The following is a 17,090-nucleotide window of genomic DNA, read 5'->3' as shown; positions in this document are numbered from 1 at the left end:
TGATGACACCTGCTGCCCGCGTTCAGGCCTCGATTGAAATTCTGGACGACATTCTGGCCGGGGCCCCGGTTGAAAAGGCGCTGACCGGTTGGGCACGGCGCAGCAGGTTTGCGGGCTCCAAGGATCGGGCAGCTATTCGCGATCATGTGTTTGATGCTTTGCGTTGCAAACGCTCGTTTGCTGCGTTGGGCGGTTCCGGAACTGGCCGTGGCCTGATGATCGGCGCAATTCGCGCATCGGGTGAAGATCCGGTTGAGTTGTTTACCGGTGACCGCCACGCGCCAGAAGCCCTTCAAAATGACGAAGTATCAAGGGATTTTGCATCCGACGCCGAGAGATATGATCTTCCCGACTGGCTGTGGCCACGGTTCGTTGCATCCTTGAACGATGGCGCCGTGCCTTGCGCATTGGCATTGCAAGAGCGCGCCCCGGTTTTTCTGCGGGTCAATATATTGAAAACGGATGTAACCCGGGCGATTGATGCTTTGGCGACCGACGGTATTTCAGCCCGTCCAACACCGTTATGCGAGACTGCTCTGGAGGTGACAGAAGGGGCGCGTCAGATCGCGCTAAGTCAGGCTTACGCTCAGGGTTTGGTCGAGCTTCAGGATGCGGCAAGTCAGGCTGTCGTTGCTGCCTTGGATCTGCGCCCTGGAATGCGCGTTTTGGACTACTGCGCCGGAGGCGGTGGCAAGTCGCTTGCGATTGCGGCCTACAAGGGTGTCGAGGTTTACGCTCATGATGTGAATGCGCGCCGAATGAAGGATGTTCCGGCTCGGGCAGAACGGGCAGGGGCCAGAATAACCATCCTGAACAGCGCGGAACTAGCTGGTCACGGGCCTTTTGACGTCGTTTTGGCCGACGCCCCGTGTTCTGGCAGCGGTTCGTGGCGGCGCGCACCAGCAGGCAAATGGGTGCTGACCGAACAACGTTTGCAAGATCTTACAGCCAGTCAGGGCGACATTCTTGCCGAGATCACGCCGCTGGTCCAAGCAGGTGGAGTGCTGGCTTATGCAACGTGCTCGGTTCTTGCGGACGAGAACGATGCGGTTGTCGACAGGTTTCTGGCGCAACATGCGGGCTGGCGCGAAACCTTCCGGCACGCATGGCAGGTAACGCGCGGGTCCGACGGATTCTTTACGTCACACTTGACGCGCTGATCTTTCAGTAAATACAACCTTGGGTAGCTGAATTGTTTTTTAGCGCCGTTAGGCGAGTGTTAACCAATTCTACCTGTTATTACCGCAAAACCTGTGCCCGAGCCGTTTATGCCTGACACCACTGAGTTCTTTCCAGCCCCTTCAGCCGCCAATACTCCATCGGTGTTTCGGATCGGGTCGTTGGTGTTTCTAGCGCTGTTGATCAGCCTGGCACCTGCGGTTGGATTTATGCCGTCGGACTGGACAAAAGGATTGCTGGCAACAGGCATCTCCCTGTTGGGTGTGGCGCTTTTGTTTGGGATCAAGGGGGCGATTACAAACAGGCATTTGCATCAGATATCGGCCCTTTTGGCCGCTTTCGCAGAGCGCGAGGATGCTCCGGTTGTGATCTCGAACAGGTATGGTGACATATTGGCCGCGAACGTCCTGGCGGAGAAAAAGTTGGGGGCCGTACGGGGCGAAACCCTGGCCCGCTGTTTACGCTCCAAGTTTGCCAATCCATCGGCGATTTTACTAAGCCTGCAATCACGTGCGCAAGCTGTGGGACGCGCCCAGAGCGAGTTTCCCGGTGGCGGCCGGTCCATTTCAGTTTCCGTGCATCGAATGAGGCCGGGGCTGTTCTGCTGGAGCTTTAACTACGTTCAACAGGATAGTTGGCAAACCCTTGGTTTGCCGGTTGTAACCATTGGACGCGCAGGCGATGTATTGCGCGTCAATGGCACGGCCGAGCGTTTGTTTGGTGCGCACCCTGCCGGAGTGCAGGATATTTTCAGCGAAGCAGAACCGCGGATTGGAGCTGTCAACGCGGTCAGGACCCGCGATGGTCATATTCTGGCAGCCGTGTCCGAACTTTCTCAATCCGGGTCGGAACGAAGCCTTTGTTTGTTACCGGTTACGCAGATGCCCGCACAGGATGCGGTCATGTCTTTCTCCGACCTTCCGGTTCCAATTCTCAGGCTTTCCGTGGACGGCATCATCCTGGACAGTAATCGGCTGGCGGCGAAACTGTTGGGAAAGAAGCAGCTTGAAGGCTGTAATATCAGCGACATCATGCGGGGCATGAGTGGCCCTGTGCTGGAATGGTTGAAACGGACCGAAGCGCAAGAAGAAACGCAGCGATCAGAGTTCTTGCAGTTCATCAGAGACGACAAGGAAATCTTTGTTCAAGTCACCCTGAGCCGCGTGTTTGTCGACGGAAAGATATACCTGATCGCGGTTCTGAACGATGCGACTGAACTGAAGACGCTGGAAGCTCAATTCGTTCAGGGCCAGAAGATGCAGGCCGTAGGGCAATTGGCCGGAGGTGTAGCACATGATTTCAACAACCTGCTGACAGCCATTTCGGGTCACTGCGATCTGCTGCTGCTGCGCCATGACCAGAATGACCCGGATTACGGGGATTTGGTGCAGATCAATCAGAATGCCAACCGGGCCGCCGCGTTGGTCAGTCAGCTTTTGGCGTTTTCGCGGAAACAGACCCTCAGGCCCGAAGTGTTGGATCTGCGTGACACGATCTCGGACCTTATTCACCTGCTGAACCGTTTGGTTGGCGAAAAGGTGCAATTAACGCTGAGCCACGATCCGGTGCTCAAACCCGTGCGGGCGGACAAGCGCCAACTCGAGCAGGTGCTGATGAATCTTGTCGTTAATGCGCGGGATGCCATGCCGGACGGGGGCGAAATTCGCATCGAAACCAGCGTGTTGACCCTTTCGCAACCTCTGATGCGGGACAGGGCAACCGTGCAACCGGGCGACTATGTGACAGTCAAGGTTGTAGATGGCGGCGTTGGTATACCGACAGACAAGCTGCAGAAGATTTTCGAACCCTTCTACACGACGAAACGAACTGGTGAAGGCACCGGGTTGGGGTTGTCAACGGCATACGGGATCGTCAAGCAGACCGGCGGCTTCATCTTTGTCGACAGTGCTATTGGACGGGGTACCGAGTTCACGGTTTTCCTTCCGGTTTGTGAGACAGCGACCGAAGTCGAAGCCGAGTTGCCAGCCCAGCCCGAATCTCAGAGTGCCAGGCAGGGTGAGGGCGTGGTGCTGCTGGTCGAGGATGAGGCGCCTGTTCGTGCTTTTGCAACGCGCGCCCTGCGGCTGAAGGGTTACACCGTGCTCGAGGCGGACTCGGCGGAAGAGGCGCTTCGACTGCTTGAAGATCCCGCGTTAAGTGTTGATGTATTCGTCACTGATGTAGTCATGCCGGGAATGGACGGGCCGACCTGGGTGCGCAAGGCCAGGGAGACGCGCCCGGACGCGCGTGTGATCTTCGTGTCCGGGTATACCGAAGGCGTTTTCGGCGATACGGGTCCGGATATTGCCAACTCAACCTTTCTGCCCAAGCCGTTTTCCCTCAACCAACTGACTGAGGCCGTGTTTCAACAACTCAACTGATGAATCACAATGCGGCTTTGTGCAGCGCAAATTCTTCCGGGAAGGCACTACGAAACTTCTGCTCGGTGGCTGGTGACAGATGTAAATCTCCCTGAGGCGAAACGTTTTCGCGCTTCAGATCGATCTGCATGTCCAGCCGTGATTGCAGAAAACCCAACACCTTGTCCTGATGTTCGTATTTGAAGATATGATGAGCGCCAGCGCTGTCGTTGCGGGTACGGAAGAATTGCGCCTGGCTGCCGACATTGGCAAACTCTGGACGTGTGTCCTGCAAATAGGCTTGCACGAACGCGTCAAAACTCATGTCACGTGTCGAGCGTAGTTGACCTATCAAGTCTTCGCGACTGCGGAACCGGTACCAGCTGCCCAGCCAATCCAACGGCTCGCGCACAACGGCCATAATTTCCATCTCGGTATCAAACAGTTTTCGAAACATGGTCTGGAAAAACCGGTCATACCGACGCACCGGGGCGTGTTTCAGCTCTGGTGGATGTGAAACGATGAGATCTGCCCGGTCACGCAACGCCGTATGATAAGCCGTGCTTCCGGTCTTGGGGACAGAAAGAAAAGCCAGTCGTTCTTTATAAAAAACAAGCATTTACCGATCCGAAAAATTGCCATGTTACTTGTGCAGATTGTCGTAAACGACTCTTTAACACAATTGCAGAAGACTGATTTCTGTAAGTTTTGGTTGAAATGTTCTCTTTTTGATCTCATAAGGAACAAGAGGCGAACAAAGCAGCGATTGCCGCCCGATTAAGGGTGTGACAAAAGGGAAGGCGACAGGACAATGGCGGATCTTCTGACTATGAGCGACAAGAAAAACGCAGACAAGCAAAAGGCGCTCGACAGTGCGCTGGCCCAGATCGAACGGCAGTTCGGCAAGGGATCGATCATGAAGCTGGGCGAAGATGCCCGGCAGGACATCGAGGCGAGCTCGACCGGGTCGCTGGGTCTGGATATCGCGCTGGGTATCGGCGGACTGCCGATGGGGCGTATTGTTGAGATTTACGGGCCTGAGAGCTCGGGCAAAACCACTTTGACCCTTCATTGTATAGCTGAGCAGCAAAAGCGGGGTGGAGTTTGCGCGTTCGTGGATGCGGAACACGCTCTGGACCCGCAATATGCCCGCAAGCTGGGTGTTGATCTGGATGAGCTTCTGATCTCGCAGCCCGATACCGGTGAGCAGGCGCTTGAAATCACGGATACTCTGGTGCGCTCGGGCGCGGTCAATATGGTTGTTGTCGACTCGGTCGCTGCCCTGACGCCGAAATCGGAACTCGAAGGGGACATGGGCGACAGCAGTGTCGGTGTGCAGGCCCGACTGATGAGCCAGGCGATGCGCAAACTGACAGGCTCGATCAGCCGCTCGAACTGCATGGTCATCTTCATCAACCAGATCCGGATGAAGATCGGCGTAATGTTCGGCAGTCCGGAAACCACAACCGGTGGCAACGCGCTGAAATTCTATAGCTCGGTTCGGCTGGATATCCGCCGGATTGGCGCGATCAAGGACCGGGATGAGGTGGTCGGGAACCAGACCCGCGTAAAAGTTGTGAAGAACAAGGTGGCCCCGCCGTTCAAGCAGGTCGAGTTCGACATCATGTATGGCGAAGGCATCTCGAAGATGGGCGAATTGCTGGATTTGGGTGTCAAAGCCGGTGTTGTCGAAAAGTCCGGGTCTTGGTTCAGCTATGGTGATGAGCGGATCGGGCAGGGGCGTGAGAACGCCAAACAATACCTGCGGGAAAACAGCCGGGTGGCGTTGGATATCGAAGACAAGATCCGCGCGGCGCATGGGCTGGAATTCGACTTGTCGCCAGGGTTTGCCGAGGATGACGATATTCTGGAGGCCTGATGCCCTGAGGCGGGTGATCCGTAGCCTCTGCGTAAAGACTGCAACAGTTGTAACAAGGCGGCCTGATCGGGTCGCCTTGTTTCGTTCCAGAGTGCCTCTGCTGTGGACACTCACTTGACGGGGGGCTAAACCAACGGAGACCAAGATATATGTGCGCCGAGAGATCCCTATGCCAACCCTGAACGACATCCGATCGACTTTTCTGAACTACTTTGAAAAACAAGGGCATGAGGTCGTCGCGTCCAGCCCGCTGGTGCCGCGCAATGACCCGACGTTGATGTTCGTGAACTCAGGCATGGTGCAGTTCAAGAACTTGTTTACCGGTCTGGAAACCCGCGATTACAAACGCGCCACCACGGCCCAGAAATGTGTGCGGGCGGGCGGCAAGCACAACGACCTCGACAATGTTGGCTATACGGCGCGTCACCACACGTTTTTTGAGATGCTGGGGAACTTCTCATTCGGGGATTACTTCAAACATGAAGCGATCCCTTTTGCATGGGAGCTGATCACCAGGGAATTCGGTATCGACAAGACCCGCCTGTTGACCACGGTCTACCATACCGACGATGAAGCCTTTGAAATCTGGAAGAAGGTCGGTGTGCCCGAGGACCGGATCATCCGCATCGCCACCAATGACAATTTCTGGCAGATGGGTCCGACCGGACCTTGCGGTCCGTGCACTGAGATTTTCTATGATCACGGCGATCACATCTGGGGTGGCCCTCCGGGATCACCCGAGGAAGATGGCGACCGGTTCATCGAAATCTGGAACGTCGTTTTCATGCAAAACGAGCAGTTCGAAGATGGCTCGATGGTCGAGCTTGACATGCAGTCCATCGACACCGGTATGGGGCTCGAACGGATTGGGGCGCTGTTGCAGGGCAGCCATGACAATTATGACACCGACCTGTTCAAGACCCTGATCGAGGCTTCGGCGGATGCGACCGGTGTCGATCCCTATGGCGACCAGAACGTGCATCACAGGGTGATCGCGGATCACCTGCGTTCGACCTCGTTCCTGATTGCAGACGGTGTGATGCCCAGCAATGACGGTCGCGGATACGTTCTGCGCCGGATCATGCGCCGCGCCATGCGCCATGCGCACCTGCTGGGCGCCAAGGATCCTGTCATGCATCGCCTGGTGCCTACGCTGGTGCAGCAGATGGGCGGGCATTATTCTGAACTGAAACAGGCGCAACCGCTTATCGAAGAGACGCTGCTGCTGGAAGAAACCCGGTTCAAGCAGACACTGGACCGTGGTCTGAAGTTGCTGGATGATGAGGTTTCGGGGCTTTCCGAGGGGGCACCCCTGTCAGGTGAAGCGGCCTTTAAGCTTTACGACACTTATGGCTTCCCACTGGATCTTACGCAGGATGCGCTGCGTGAAAAGGGCCTGAGCGTCGACACGGACGGTTTTGATACCGCGATGGCCGAACAAAAGGCCAAGGCACGTGCCGCATGGGCCGGGTCAGGTGAAGCGGCGGATCAGGTCGTATGGTTCGATGTGCTGGATACCGCCGGTGCGACGGATTTCCTGGGCTATGATACCGAGAAAGCCGAAGCGCAGGTTGTCGCCCTGGTTGTTGATGGTGCACTGGTCGACAAGATCGACGCGGGCAACAGCGGTTGGGTCGTCGTGAACCAGACCCCGTTCTACGGAGAGGCCGGCGGTCAGGTCGGCGATACTGGCGCGTTGCGTAGGCTGGAGGATCGCGATCACCTGAGCCGCGTGGAGGACACAAGGAAGTTTGCCGACGGCAAGGTTTATGCACATAAGGTGGCGGTACAAAGCGGAGTTGTTCGCAAAGGCGACGCGGTAGAGCTTGAGGTTGATCATGCCCGCCGTTCCGCCATTCGCGCCAATCACTCGGCCACGCACCTGCTGCATGAAGCATTGCGCGAAACGCTGGGTGATCACGTGGCGCAGCGCGGTTCGCTGAACGCGGCGGATCGCCTGCGGTTCGACTTCAGTCATTCCAAAGCGCTGAGCCTGAAGGAAATCCAAAAAGTCGAATGTGAGGTGAACGATTTCATCCGCCAGAATTCGACTGTTGAAACCCGGGTCATGACACCCGACGACGCGCGCGCATTGGGTGCCCAGGCCCTGTTCGGCGAGAAATATGGTGACGAGGTTCGTGTTGTCTCTATGGGCAAGGCGCCAACAGGAAAAGGTCATGACGGAGATACGTGGTCGATAGAACTCTGTGGCGGCACACATGTGCGCCAGACAGGTGATATCGGCACCTTTGTTGTGTTGGGTGACAGCGCCAGCAGTGCTGGTGTGCGCCGGATCGAAGCGCTGACCGGCGATGAAGCCTTCCGCTATCTTTCGGCGCAAGATCAACGTCTGGCTCAGGTCGCATCGGAACTGAAAGCGCAACCGGACGACGTGGTGGCGCGCGTGAAAAGCCTTCTGGACGAACGCAAGGCCTTGCAGAACGAAGTGGCTCAGTTGCGCCGGGATCTGGCTATGGCTGGCGGGGCCGGTCAGGGCGGTGGTGCCGAGGCGCGGGATGTGAATGGCGTGAAATTCCTGGCGCAAGCCCTCAGCGGTGTTTCAGGCAAGGACCTTCCTGCGTTGATTGACGAACACAAAAGCCGACTTGGATCGGGTGCGGTTCTGCTGATTGCGGATACGGGCGGCAAGGCGGCCGTTGCGGCAGGTGTGACAGAAGACCTGACCGGACGGATTTCGGCGGTGGATCTTGTAATAGCGGCCGTGATCGAGTTGGGCGGAAAAGGCGGCGGCGGCCGTCCTGACATGGCCCAGGGCGGTGGCAAGGATGCATCAAATGCAGATGCGGCAATCAAGGCCGCACAACAGGTTTTGGGAGGATAATATGCCTGCTCTTTGGATTGCGCATGTCACGGTGACAGACGCCGAGGCTTACGGCAAATACGCCGAACTGGCCGGACCGGCCATCGCCAAGCACGGGGGCGAGTTTATCGCCCGTGCTGCGCGATACGTTCAGCTGGAAGGCAAGGAACGTCCACGAAACGTAGTGGCGCGCTTCCCGTCGCTGGAGGTTGCGGTTGAATGCTATCACTCGGATGAGTACCAGCAAGCCCTGAATCACGCGCGCGGCGCAAGCGAGCGTGAACTGATTGTGGTAGAAATCACCGAGTGACATTTGGGCCTTGCTTCCAAGGCACTGATAATTTCAAGAAAACCGGCAGTGGATAAGCAAGATTCGGCTTATGTCATGTTTGGTTGATGCCGATCAGCCCGCGATAGCGGGCTGTTTTTTATATAATTGTTAGGTTTCAATATCTTATCTTCCGGTTCTCACGTTCTACCGAATGGTTCCTGACCAAATTGTGGCCGCGCCAACAAAATTCTTACGTAAAATTGTCAGATTCTCGGACGAATTTTCGCCCTGTTTCGCTTGCAGGTTCTCAAAAGATTGCGCGTAACACCTGATCACAGATAGTTTCAAGAAACAGAATGTGGTGCAGTTGGACATGCAATCGCTCTAAGAACATCGGATCGGGGACCTCGCATGATTTCATTAACGAATTTACCCAAGAGGTGTGTTGCCGTGCTTGCATCGGTTGCGTCGCGCGCATTGGGCATCTGCACCGTGTGTATCGGCGTCATAGCGACCGCACCTGTCGCGCAGGCATCCGACGGCGTTTTTATCCCTACCGTTGCGTCTTCGCCTCCGCCTTCAGGTGCAATCAACCTATGCAACCAATATAACTGGGCTTGCACTGCGAAACGTTCGGTGACGTTGTCCAGCCACCAAGAGCTGACGGTGGTAAATCAAGTGAATCGTCGCGTTAATGCGTCGACCCGGGAAGTTACGGATCAGTCTCAGTACAAAACGCGTGAGCGATGGGCATTGCCAACACCCAGAGGCGGTGATTGTGAAGACTTTGCATTGTTGAAGAAAAGAGATCTGATCCATGCGGGGGTTGATCCAAGTAAGCTTTTGATTGCAACCGTACTGGACACACGCCGGACACCTCATGCGGTTCTGGTTTACCGCTCGGCGCAGGGCGACCTGATCTTGGACAATCTCACAAACCGGATCAAGCCCTGGACAGCTACGCGCTATCTGTTCCTGCGCATGCAAGACCCGAAGCGGCCCAGTCAATGGGTTGGCGTTTACGGGCGCAGCTGATCTCAGCGGAATCTTCGACATACACAAATTCCTGCCCTTAGACGCAGATTTGATCTGCGCCCAAGAGTGTAGTCTTTGACCTGACGTTTGGACGGATTAATCCGAACGTTTTGCGTATCGACGTATTCTAGCCCCGAAGCCTTGACCAGCAAAGCTTTTGCTGTCGAATACGCTCCGCTTTCCTAGGCCCGGTTCGCTGATACTCGATTTCGTCTCTATCGGTCTTCTTCGTGCTCTTCGCCACCGTGCTCTTCGCCACCGGGCTCTTCGCCACCGGGCTCTTCGCCACCGGGCTCTTCGCCACCGGGCTCTTCGCCACCGGGCTCTTCGCCACCGGGCTCTTCGCCACCGGGCTCTTCACCACCGGGCTCTTCGCCACCGGGCTCTTCGCCACCGGGCTCTTCACCACCGGGCTCTTCACCACCGGGCTCTTCGCCACCGGGTTCTTCACCACCGGTTGGATTACCGCCGCCGCCATTGGGGGGCGTGCCGTTTTCCTGGGAAGGTCCGTCCCCGGATCTCTGGTCTGAGACACCGATTGATGCGGTCGGGAAGTCACTTAGCAGGCCTGCCAGCGGGGCGCATTCTGCACCGACGCGCGCCAGGATCTGATCGAAGTCATGCCGACGTTGAATGTAGCGGATCATGCCGGATGTCACAGCATCGCATTCGCACAAAACCTGAGCGGACGCAGCGGATTGCCGTGCTGTTGCAACCGTACATGTCCCAGCGGCAAAGGTTTCACCGGCAGGTGAAAGCAGAAAAGTTGTCGCAATAAAAAACAGTGGAAACTTGCGAGCTCTATTACCCATTTTGAACTCCTTGGAACTCGATAACTAAACTATGTCCTTCTATGCACCATTCTCGTATCGGTGTTTGTGAAGGACGTCACACTTCTGACGTGTTTTGACCATAATTTGAGGGCACCTACAATATCTTGTTGATGAGGCTTGTGTCAGAAGCCTTCAACCATATGGAGAAAACTGTTATTTTTCAAATAAAAACCGGGCAGTGGGCCCGGTTTTTCTGATTTCGTCTTTTGTCGAATTGGAAGCAAATTTGCCACACTAATGCCATTGTTTCCGTTTGGTCAGTTTGCAACCTGAGGGTGTTCTAGGCAGATTTGGCCATTCGCTTACGCTCGTGCGGGTCAAGAAAACGCTTCCGCAGCCGCACCGCGTTTGGTGTGACTTCCACCAGTTCATCATCGTCGATATAGGCAATTGCCTCCTCCAGTGAGAACTGGATATGCGGCGTCAAGCGGACCGCGTCGTCGGTTCCACTGGCGCGCACGTTTGTCAGCTTCTTGCCTTTAAGAGGGTTCACTTCCAGATCGTTGTCGCGTGAGTGTTCGCCGATCACCATACCCTGATACACGTCTGTTTGCGGACCAACAAACATGCGGCCACGCTCTTCCAGGTTCCACAGCGCATAAGCCACAGCCTGACCCTTCTCCATCGAGATCAGAACGCCTGCGCGACGGCCCGGAATTTGCCCTTTATGTGGCGCCCAGTCATGGAACACACGGTTCAGTACACCGGTACCGCGCGTGTCGGTCAGGAATTCTCCGTGGTAACCAATCAGACCACGGGACGGGACATGGGCGATGATCCGCGTCTTGCCCGTACCGGCCGGGCGCATCTCGACCAGTTCACCCTTACGCGCGCCGGTAACCTTCTCAATAACGGAACCAGAATATTCGTCATCCACGTCAATGGTGACTTCTTCGATGGGCTCAAGCCGCTGCCCGTCTTCCTCACGGAACAGAACCTGAGGGCGCGAGATGCTGAGTTCAAAGCCTTCTCGGCGCATGTTCTCGATCAGAACGCCCATTTGCAGCTCGCCGCGGCCCGCAACCTCGAACGCCTCACCGCCCGGGGTGTCGGTGACACGGATGGCGACGTTCGATTCGGCTTCCTTCATCAGGCGGTCTCGAATGACGCGTGATTGAACTTTTTTGCCATCACGGCCCGCCAACGGAGAATCATTGATACCGAAGGTCACGGTGATGGTCGGCGGATCGATGGGCTGCGCGGGCAGGGCCTCTGTGACCTGAGGGGCTACCAGCGAATCCGCTACGGTGGCTTTGCTCATGCCAGCGATGGTCACGATGTCGCCTGCTTCGGCCACGTCAATGGGCTGTTGACCCAGGCCCCGGAACGCCAGGATTTTCGTGGCACGGAAGTTTTCGATGACCGAACCATCGCGGCTAAGCGCCTTGAGGCTGTCGCCAGCCTTCAGCGTTCCGCTTTCGACGCGGCCAGTCAGGATACGGCCGATGAAGGGATCGCTTCCCAGCGTCGTGGCCAGCATCCGGAAGGGTTCATTTTTGTGTTCGATCTGTTTCGGGGCAGGGACATGATCGACGATCAAGTCGAATAGTGCGCTCAAGTCCTTGCGGGGGCCGTCCAGCTCCATATCCGCCCAGCCAGAACGGCCCGAGGCGTACATTGAAGGGAAATCCAACTGGTCGTCATCCGCACCGAGATTGGCGAACAGGTCAAAGCATTCGTCCAGTGCGCGGTCAGGTTCGGCGTCCGGCTTGTCGACCTTGTTCAGGACCACGATCGGACGCAAGCCCAGCGCCAGTGCCTTGGACGTTACAAACTTGGTCTGGGGCATCGGGCCTTCTGCGGCGTCCACCAACAGAACAACACCGTCGACCATGCTGAGGATGCGCTCGACCTCGCCTCCGAAATCGGCGTGACCAGGGGTGTCGACGATATTGATGCGTGTGTCTTTCCACTCGACCGACGTGGCCTTTGCCAGGATGGTGATGCCGCGTTCACGCTCCAGGTCGTTACTGTCCATGGCACGTTCCGCGACGGCCTGATTTTCCCGGAAAGCACCGGATTGTTTGAGCAGCTCGTCGACCAAGGTCGTTTTGCCGTGGTCCACGTGAGCGATGATTGCGATGTTGCGCAGGTCCATGAGAGGTCAGCCTTTGAACGGGAAGTTGCCGCGCGCATAACGTGGCGCGGCAAAATATACCAGCCCTAACCGTGGTTCAGTGTCCGGCAGTCTTTGAAAAGAGGTGAATGATCAGGATTCCGGACAAGATCAACGTCAACCCCAGGATCGCAGGCCAATCCAGCCTTTGGCCGAACACGATGAATCCGATTACGGCGATCAGGAATATACCGAGACCGGACCAGATTGCATAAACGATACCGACAGGCATGACCTTCAGCGTCAGCGCCATGAGGTAAAATGCAAACGCATACCCAACGACAACAATCACGGATGGCCAGAACCGCGAAAACTGCTGGCTGGCTTGCAAGGCCGTCGTGCCAATGGTTTCCGCCAGCACAGCCAGCAACAAATACAGATAGGCTTGGGGCATTTGAGTACCTCGAAAAGGGTGGGTCGGGTGGCTAGATGGCGATTTGCGTGAGTGAAATACGTCGACCGCCTTGCAGTCTACAAGATTACCTTGGGTCAGGTATACCTGACTGTTTTTTCAATCGAATGAATGTAATATTTGCCCCATATTTTTTAATTTTGTTAACGAGTTTTGAGCGATGACGTTATTTGCGAAATCAATCATATTTGCTTCGGCTCTGATAGTGGCGATTGGGTGGCTTGCTGACGGGGGGTCCGTCGAAGTGAATGCAGCCAACTTGGTTCAACAGTTTGATGGTAGTAGTGTTTTTTGAACGCCGCTAGAAACCAAGCAAGAAAAAAGGAGCCTTCAGGCTCCTTTTTTTATGCCTGAGGGTCGCGTGTTTCACAGTATTCAAAATGCGCAACCAGTTGGGGTTGCAGCCAGTCCCACAGCTGAGGCGCTCCCGCTGCAATTGCGGGTCGGACACGCGTAACAATCTGATCGAATTTAACGCTGTATTCGACCCATGACCCGCCACCTGTTTCCAGATTTGCTATGGGTGTCTGAAAACGATCAACAGCCTTTGCAAATCTGGCTTCTGTGGTCTCAGCCGCCTCAAACTCGTGCCATAGTTCAGTAAATGACCGGTGTTGACAGTCAGGCAGAAGGCCAAACAATCGTTTGGCGGCGGCCTGTTCCTTGGCTTCCTGTTCCGCGTGGTCGACATGACCGTGGATCGGGTGGTCGCCCGCGTCGATTTCGACAACATCGTGCAAAAGCAACATCTGTAGTATTCGGTCCAACTGAACATCCGAATGCGCGTATTCCGCCAATACCCAGGCATAGAGCATGACATGCCAAGAATGTTCCGCCGAGTTTTCGAACCGGTCGCTGGCCATCAGGCGTGACGCGCGCAGAACGGATTTCAACTGGTCCGCTTCTGTAAGAAACGCCAATCTTCTCGTGAATGCGTCATCCTGAGGGGTCGAGTTATTCAAGAGGTTTGTGGCATGTTGGTGGGCCAGTGGAAACGCAAGGGCCAGATACGATGCGCGTCCGTCCGCTAGGTTCGAACGCGCAATTTCTACATGATCCTGCCGCGGGTCGGTGGCGCACAGAACCTGAAACAGCGGTTGGCAGCGATCCAGAATCTTGGCAAACCGGGCATCCGGGGTCTGATCCGCCTCAAACTCATGCCAGAGCGAAAGAAATTCCTGTGCTTGTTCGTCGGGCAACAGGCCAAACAATTCCTGTGCGGCGGCCTGTTCAGCCTCAGCCACGTTGCCCCAATCCGTGTCGAGGTGAATCGGGTGATCACCTGTCACGATCTCAACCAGATCATGCAGCAGCAACATGCGGATGACCCGGTCGACCGAGATGTCCGGCCCGGCCAGTGGTGCCATGACCATTGCCCACAATGCCAAGTGCCAGCTGTGTTCGGCGGAGTTTTCGGGCCTCGATTGGTCAAGCAGGACATTTGCCCGCTCGACCAGTTTCAGACTGTCGGCCCGTTTCAGAAACGCGACCTGCGCAACAAGGCGGTCGGTCATTGCTTTTCGATCGCCTTGAGTTTCGCGCGATGCGCGGCGAGGCGCTTGATCACGAATTGTCGTGCCTTGCGTTCGGCCAGACGCACGCGAATTTCCGTCAGGAATGCCTCTTCCAAAGATTGAGACGCCGCACCAAGAACCTGACCCACTTCTACAAAGAACCGGTCTTCGCCGGTTTCGTCCATAACCTTCATCGTATCTTCGGCCAGTTTGGCCGCAAGCGATGTGATGGTGTCGGACATTAGCGGGTGTTCTCGGTCAGCCGACGTTTCACATAGTCGCTGACATCTGTGATCAGCGTGTCCATGTGGCGATCCTGGAAGAAATGATCCGCGCCCTCAACCTCGTTATGGGTGATCGTGATCCCTTTTTGCTCGTGCAGTTTGTTGACCAGCGCAGTGGTGTCCGCTGGTGGTGCCACACGGTCAGCCGATCCGTTGATGATCAGGCCCGAAGACGGGCAGGGCGCAAGGAAGGAAAAGTCATACATGTTGGCAGGCGGCGATACGCTGATGAAACCCGTGATTTCGGGGCGGCGCATCAGCAACTGCATTCCGATCCACGCCCCAAACGAAAAGCCCGCAACCCAACAGTGTTTCGAATTGTTGTTCATGGATTGCAGGTAATCCAGCGCAGATGCCGCATCGCTCAGCTCGCCAACACCTTGATCATATTCGCCCTGACTGCGACCGACGCCGCGGAAGTTAAAACGCAGCACTGTGAAGCCCATGTTGTAAAAGGCATAGTGCAGGTTATAGACCACCTTGTTGTTCATGGTCCCGCCGAACTGAGGATGCGGGTGAAGCACGATGGCGATCGGTGCGTCTTTTTCCTTTTGCGGGTGGTAGCGGCCTTCCAGGCGGCCTTCGGGTCCGGGAAAAATCACCTCGGGCATGTGTGCTTTGGTCCTGTCATTTTCGTGCGGGCATCCGGATATACTTGACTATAATCGTCGGACACCTTAGAACGGTTCTAATTACATTGCTTGGCGCAATCGCGCTGCCAGTCGGAGATACGCACTGGCAGCGTCGGCGTCAATGATTTCGCGCAGATCCGTCTAAAAGGGGGCAGAGAATGAAGCTTTCGACCAAAGGGCGTTACGCAATGGTCGCTTTGGCGGATATTGCACTTCAGCCGACAGATCGGCTGGTAACCTTGGGCGAAATCTCGGAACGGCAGGACATTTCTCTGCCGTATCTTGAACAGCTCTTCGTCAAGCTGCGTCGCGCGGAACTGGTTGCGTCTGTCCGTGGGCCCGGAGGGGGGTATCGTCTTGCACGTCCCGCCTCCGAGATTCGCGTGGTCGAGGTTCTTGCGGCCGTGGATGAGACGGTTGATGCCCTGCAAAAAGGGGCCGGAGCATCCGGTGCGTCATCGGGCAGCAGGGCGCAATCCCTGACGAACCGTTTGTGGGAAAGCCTGAGCGCGCATGTTTATGTCTTTTTGCACCAGACGCGTCTGTCGGATGTGATCAGGAATGACCTTGCGCCTTGCCCGGCAGTTCCAAGCCTGTTTTCCGTCGTCGATGAATGAGCTGAGCAGGTCGAACATGCATATGACTACTGTGCGAGAAAAGATGTATCCATGAAACGTGTTTATCTGGATCATAATGCGACCGCACCGCTGCGACCCGAAGCACGCGAGGCGATGATCGCGGCGATGGATGTGGTCGGGAACCCGTCATCTGTTCATGCAGAAGGGCGTGCCGCAAAAGCGTTGGTCGAACGCGCGCGGGCGCAGGTCGCCGAGTCCGTCGGTTGCCGTCCGCAAGAGGTCATATTTACCTCTGGCGCGACCGAAGCAGCGCGGGTTCTGCAAAACCGCCCCGAAGGCTGCGACGTCTTTGTCGACAGCACCGCCCACGATGCGCTGTGGTCGCATTTCGACTTGACCCATTGCAGCGAGCATCCTTTTGGCCCCGGGCACATATTGGCGATGGGGCTAGCGAACTCTGAGACCGGAGTCATCACGCATCCGCCTCAGAAAGTTGAGAACCAGTGGCCCTATGGCGCGCGGCGCGCTGATTGGCTGTTGCTGGATATTACGCAGGTTGTTGGACGCATTCCGTTTTCCTTTGCCTGGAGTGGCGCAGATATGGCGATCCTGTCGGCGCATAAGATTGGCGGGCCAAAAGGTGTTGGCGCTTTGATCCTGCGGCAAGGTATCGATATCGAACCTTTGGCCAGCGGTGGCGGTCAGGAGATGGGGCGAAGATCCGGCACTGAAAATGTGGTGGGTATTGCCGGTTTTGGCGCGGCTGCCGAGGCAGCTCAACGCGATCTGGCTGATGGAGTATGGGAAAAAGTCAGAGAACTTAGAAATATTCTAGAAAACGCCCTTGAGGCTGGTGCAATATCTACTATTTTTGTCGGGAAAAATCAGGAGCGACTCCCGAATACCCTGTGTTTCGCGACGCCCGGCTGGAAAGGCGAAACGCAGGTGATGCAGATGGACTTGTCTGGCTTTGCCATCAGTGCGGGATCCGCCTGTTCCAGCGGCAAAGTCAAAACCAGTCGGGTTCTGACGGCAATGGGATTTGATGAGACGGTGGCCTCATGCGCAATCCGCGTTTCGTTGGGGCCAGAGACGACGGAAGAAGATGTGCTGCGTTTCGCCGAAACGTGGCTTGAAAAAGAGAAAAAGCATCGCGCGCGGGCTGCGTGATCTGAC

The 17,090-nt window shown here is 56.2% G+C and carries 15 protein-coding genes; 8 read left to right on the top strand and 7 right to left on the bottom strand.

What is annotated here, in order from left to right; genetic code table 11:
- Positions 1-2 precede the first annotated feature (2 nt).
- Positions 3-1,160, top strand: a complete 1,158-nt coding sequence (locus ACR0BK_RS01870) for an RsmB/NOP family class I SAM-dependent RNA methyltransferase (RefSeq protein WP_480553545.1) — start codon at positions 3-5, stop codon at positions 1,158-1,160.
- A 108-nt stretch (positions 1,161-1,268) separates the two neighbouring features.
- Entirely contained in the window at positions 1,269-3,560 is a 2,292-nt protein-coding gene (locus tag ACR0BK_RS01865; RefSeq protein WP_480553543.1) for a hybrid sensor histidine kinase/response regulator, read from the top strand.
- Between the two features lie 4 nt (positions 3,561-3,564).
- On the opposite strand, the gene ACR0BK_RS01860 is transcribed toward ACR0BK_RS01865, so the two are convergent.
- Positions 3,565-4,158 (bottom strand): sulfotransferase family 2 domain-containing protein, encoded by a 594-nt coding sequence (locus tag ACR0BK_RS01860; protein ID WP_480553541.1) that lies wholly within the window; start codon positions 4,156-4,158, stop codon positions 3,565-3,567.
- A gap of 192 nt (positions 4,159-4,350) precedes the next feature.
- Between ACR0BK_RS01860 and recA the strand changes: the two genes are divergently transcribed.
- From recA to ACR0BK_RS01840, 4 genes are all read left to right on the top strand, one after another.
- Positions 4,351-5,418, top strand: a complete 1,068-nt coding sequence (gene recA, locus ACR0BK_RS01855; protein ID WP_480472844.1) for a recombinase RecA — start codon at positions 4,351-4,353, stop codon at positions 5,416-5,418.
- A 169-nt stretch (positions 5,419-5,587) separates the two neighbouring features.
- Positions 5,588-8,260, top strand: coding sequence for an alanine--tRNA ligase (gene alaS, locus ACR0BK_RS01850; protein WP_480553539.1), 2,673 nt, complete (start codon positions 5,588-5,590; stop codon positions 8,258-8,260).
- A gap of 1 nt (position 8,261) precedes the next feature.
- Positions 8,262-8,549, top strand: a complete 288-nt coding sequence (locus tag ACR0BK_RS01845) for a DUF1330 domain-containing protein (RefSeq protein ID WP_480517072.1) — start codon at positions 8,262-8,264, stop codon at positions 8,547-8,549.
- 372 nt (positions 8,550-8,921) lie between these two features.
- The gene (locus ACR0BK_RS01840; protein WP_480553537.1) at positions 8,922-9,545 is read left to right on the top strand and encodes a transglutaminase-like cysteine peptidase; all 624 of its coding nucleotides are present in this window, start codon (positions 8,922-8,924) and stop codon (positions 9,543-9,545) included.
- Positions 9,546-9,760: 215 nt separating this feature from the next.
- On the opposite strand, the gene ACR0BK_RS01835 is transcribed toward ACR0BK_RS01840, so the two are convergent.
- The 6 genes from ACR0BK_RS01835 to ACR0BK_RS01810 form a co-directional block, all read right to left on the bottom strand.
- Positions 9,761-10,357: a hypothetical protein gene (locus ACR0BK_RS01835; protein WP_480553535.1), complete on the bottom strand. Its 597-nt coding sequence runs from the start codon at positions 10,355-10,357 to the stop codon at positions 9,761-9,763.
- A 301-nt stretch (positions 10,358-10,658) separates the two neighbouring features.
- Positions 10,659-12,476, bottom strand: a complete 1,818-nt coding sequence (gene typA / locus ACR0BK_RS01830; protein ID WP_480472835.1) for a translational GTPase TypA — start codon at positions 12,474-12,476, stop codon at positions 10,659-10,661.
- A gap of 76 nt (positions 12,477-12,552) precedes the next feature.
- Positions 12,553-12,888 (bottom strand): DMT family transporter, encoded by a 336-nt coding sequence (locus tag ACR0BK_RS01825; protein ID WP_480517066.1) that lies wholly within the window; start codon positions 12,886-12,888, stop codon positions 12,553-12,555.
- A gap of 362 nt (positions 12,889-13,250) precedes the next feature.
- On the bottom strand, positions 13,251-14,420 hold the full coding sequence (locus ACR0BK_RS01820) for an HD domain-containing protein (RefSeq protein WP_480553533.1): 1,170 nt from the start codon (positions 14,418-14,420) through the stop codon (positions 13,251-13,253).
- Entirely contained in the window at positions 14,417-14,662 is a 246-nt protein-coding gene (locus tag ACR0BK_RS01815) for a hypothetical protein (protein ID WP_480493134.1), read from the bottom strand. The genes ACR0BK_RS01820 and ACR0BK_RS01815 overlap by 4 nt, the downstream gene beginning before the upstream one ends.
- Entirely contained in the window at positions 14,662-15,315 is a 654-nt protein-coding gene (locus ACR0BK_RS01810) for an alpha/beta hydrolase (protein ID WP_170424714.1), read from the bottom strand. The genes ACR0BK_RS01815 and ACR0BK_RS01810 overlap by 1 nt, the downstream gene beginning before the upstream one ends.
- A gap of 179 nt (positions 15,316-15,494) precedes the next feature.
- Between ACR0BK_RS01810 and iscR the strand changes: the two genes are divergently transcribed.
- Both iscR and ACR0BK_RS01800 read left to right on the top strand, forming a co-directional pair.
- The gene (iscR, locus tag ACR0BK_RS01805) at positions 15,495-15,953 is read left to right on the top strand and encodes a Fe-S cluster assembly transcriptional regulator IscR (protein WP_209596301.1); all 459 of its coding nucleotides are present in this window, start codon (positions 15,495-15,497) and stop codon (positions 15,951-15,953) included.
- 51 nt (positions 15,954-16,004) lie between these two features.
- Positions 16,005-17,084 (top strand): cysteine desulfurase family protein, encoded by a 1,080-nt coding sequence (locus ACR0BK_RS01800; protein ID WP_480553531.1) that lies wholly within the window; start codon positions 16,005-16,007, stop codon positions 17,082-17,084.
- Positions 17,085-17,090: the final 6 nt, after the last annotated feature.

This window comes from Ruegeria sp. AF1, from assembly GCF_056542125.1.
Note: the sequence above shows the minus strand (reverse complement) of the source record. Positions and strands in the feature narration are given on the sequence as shown.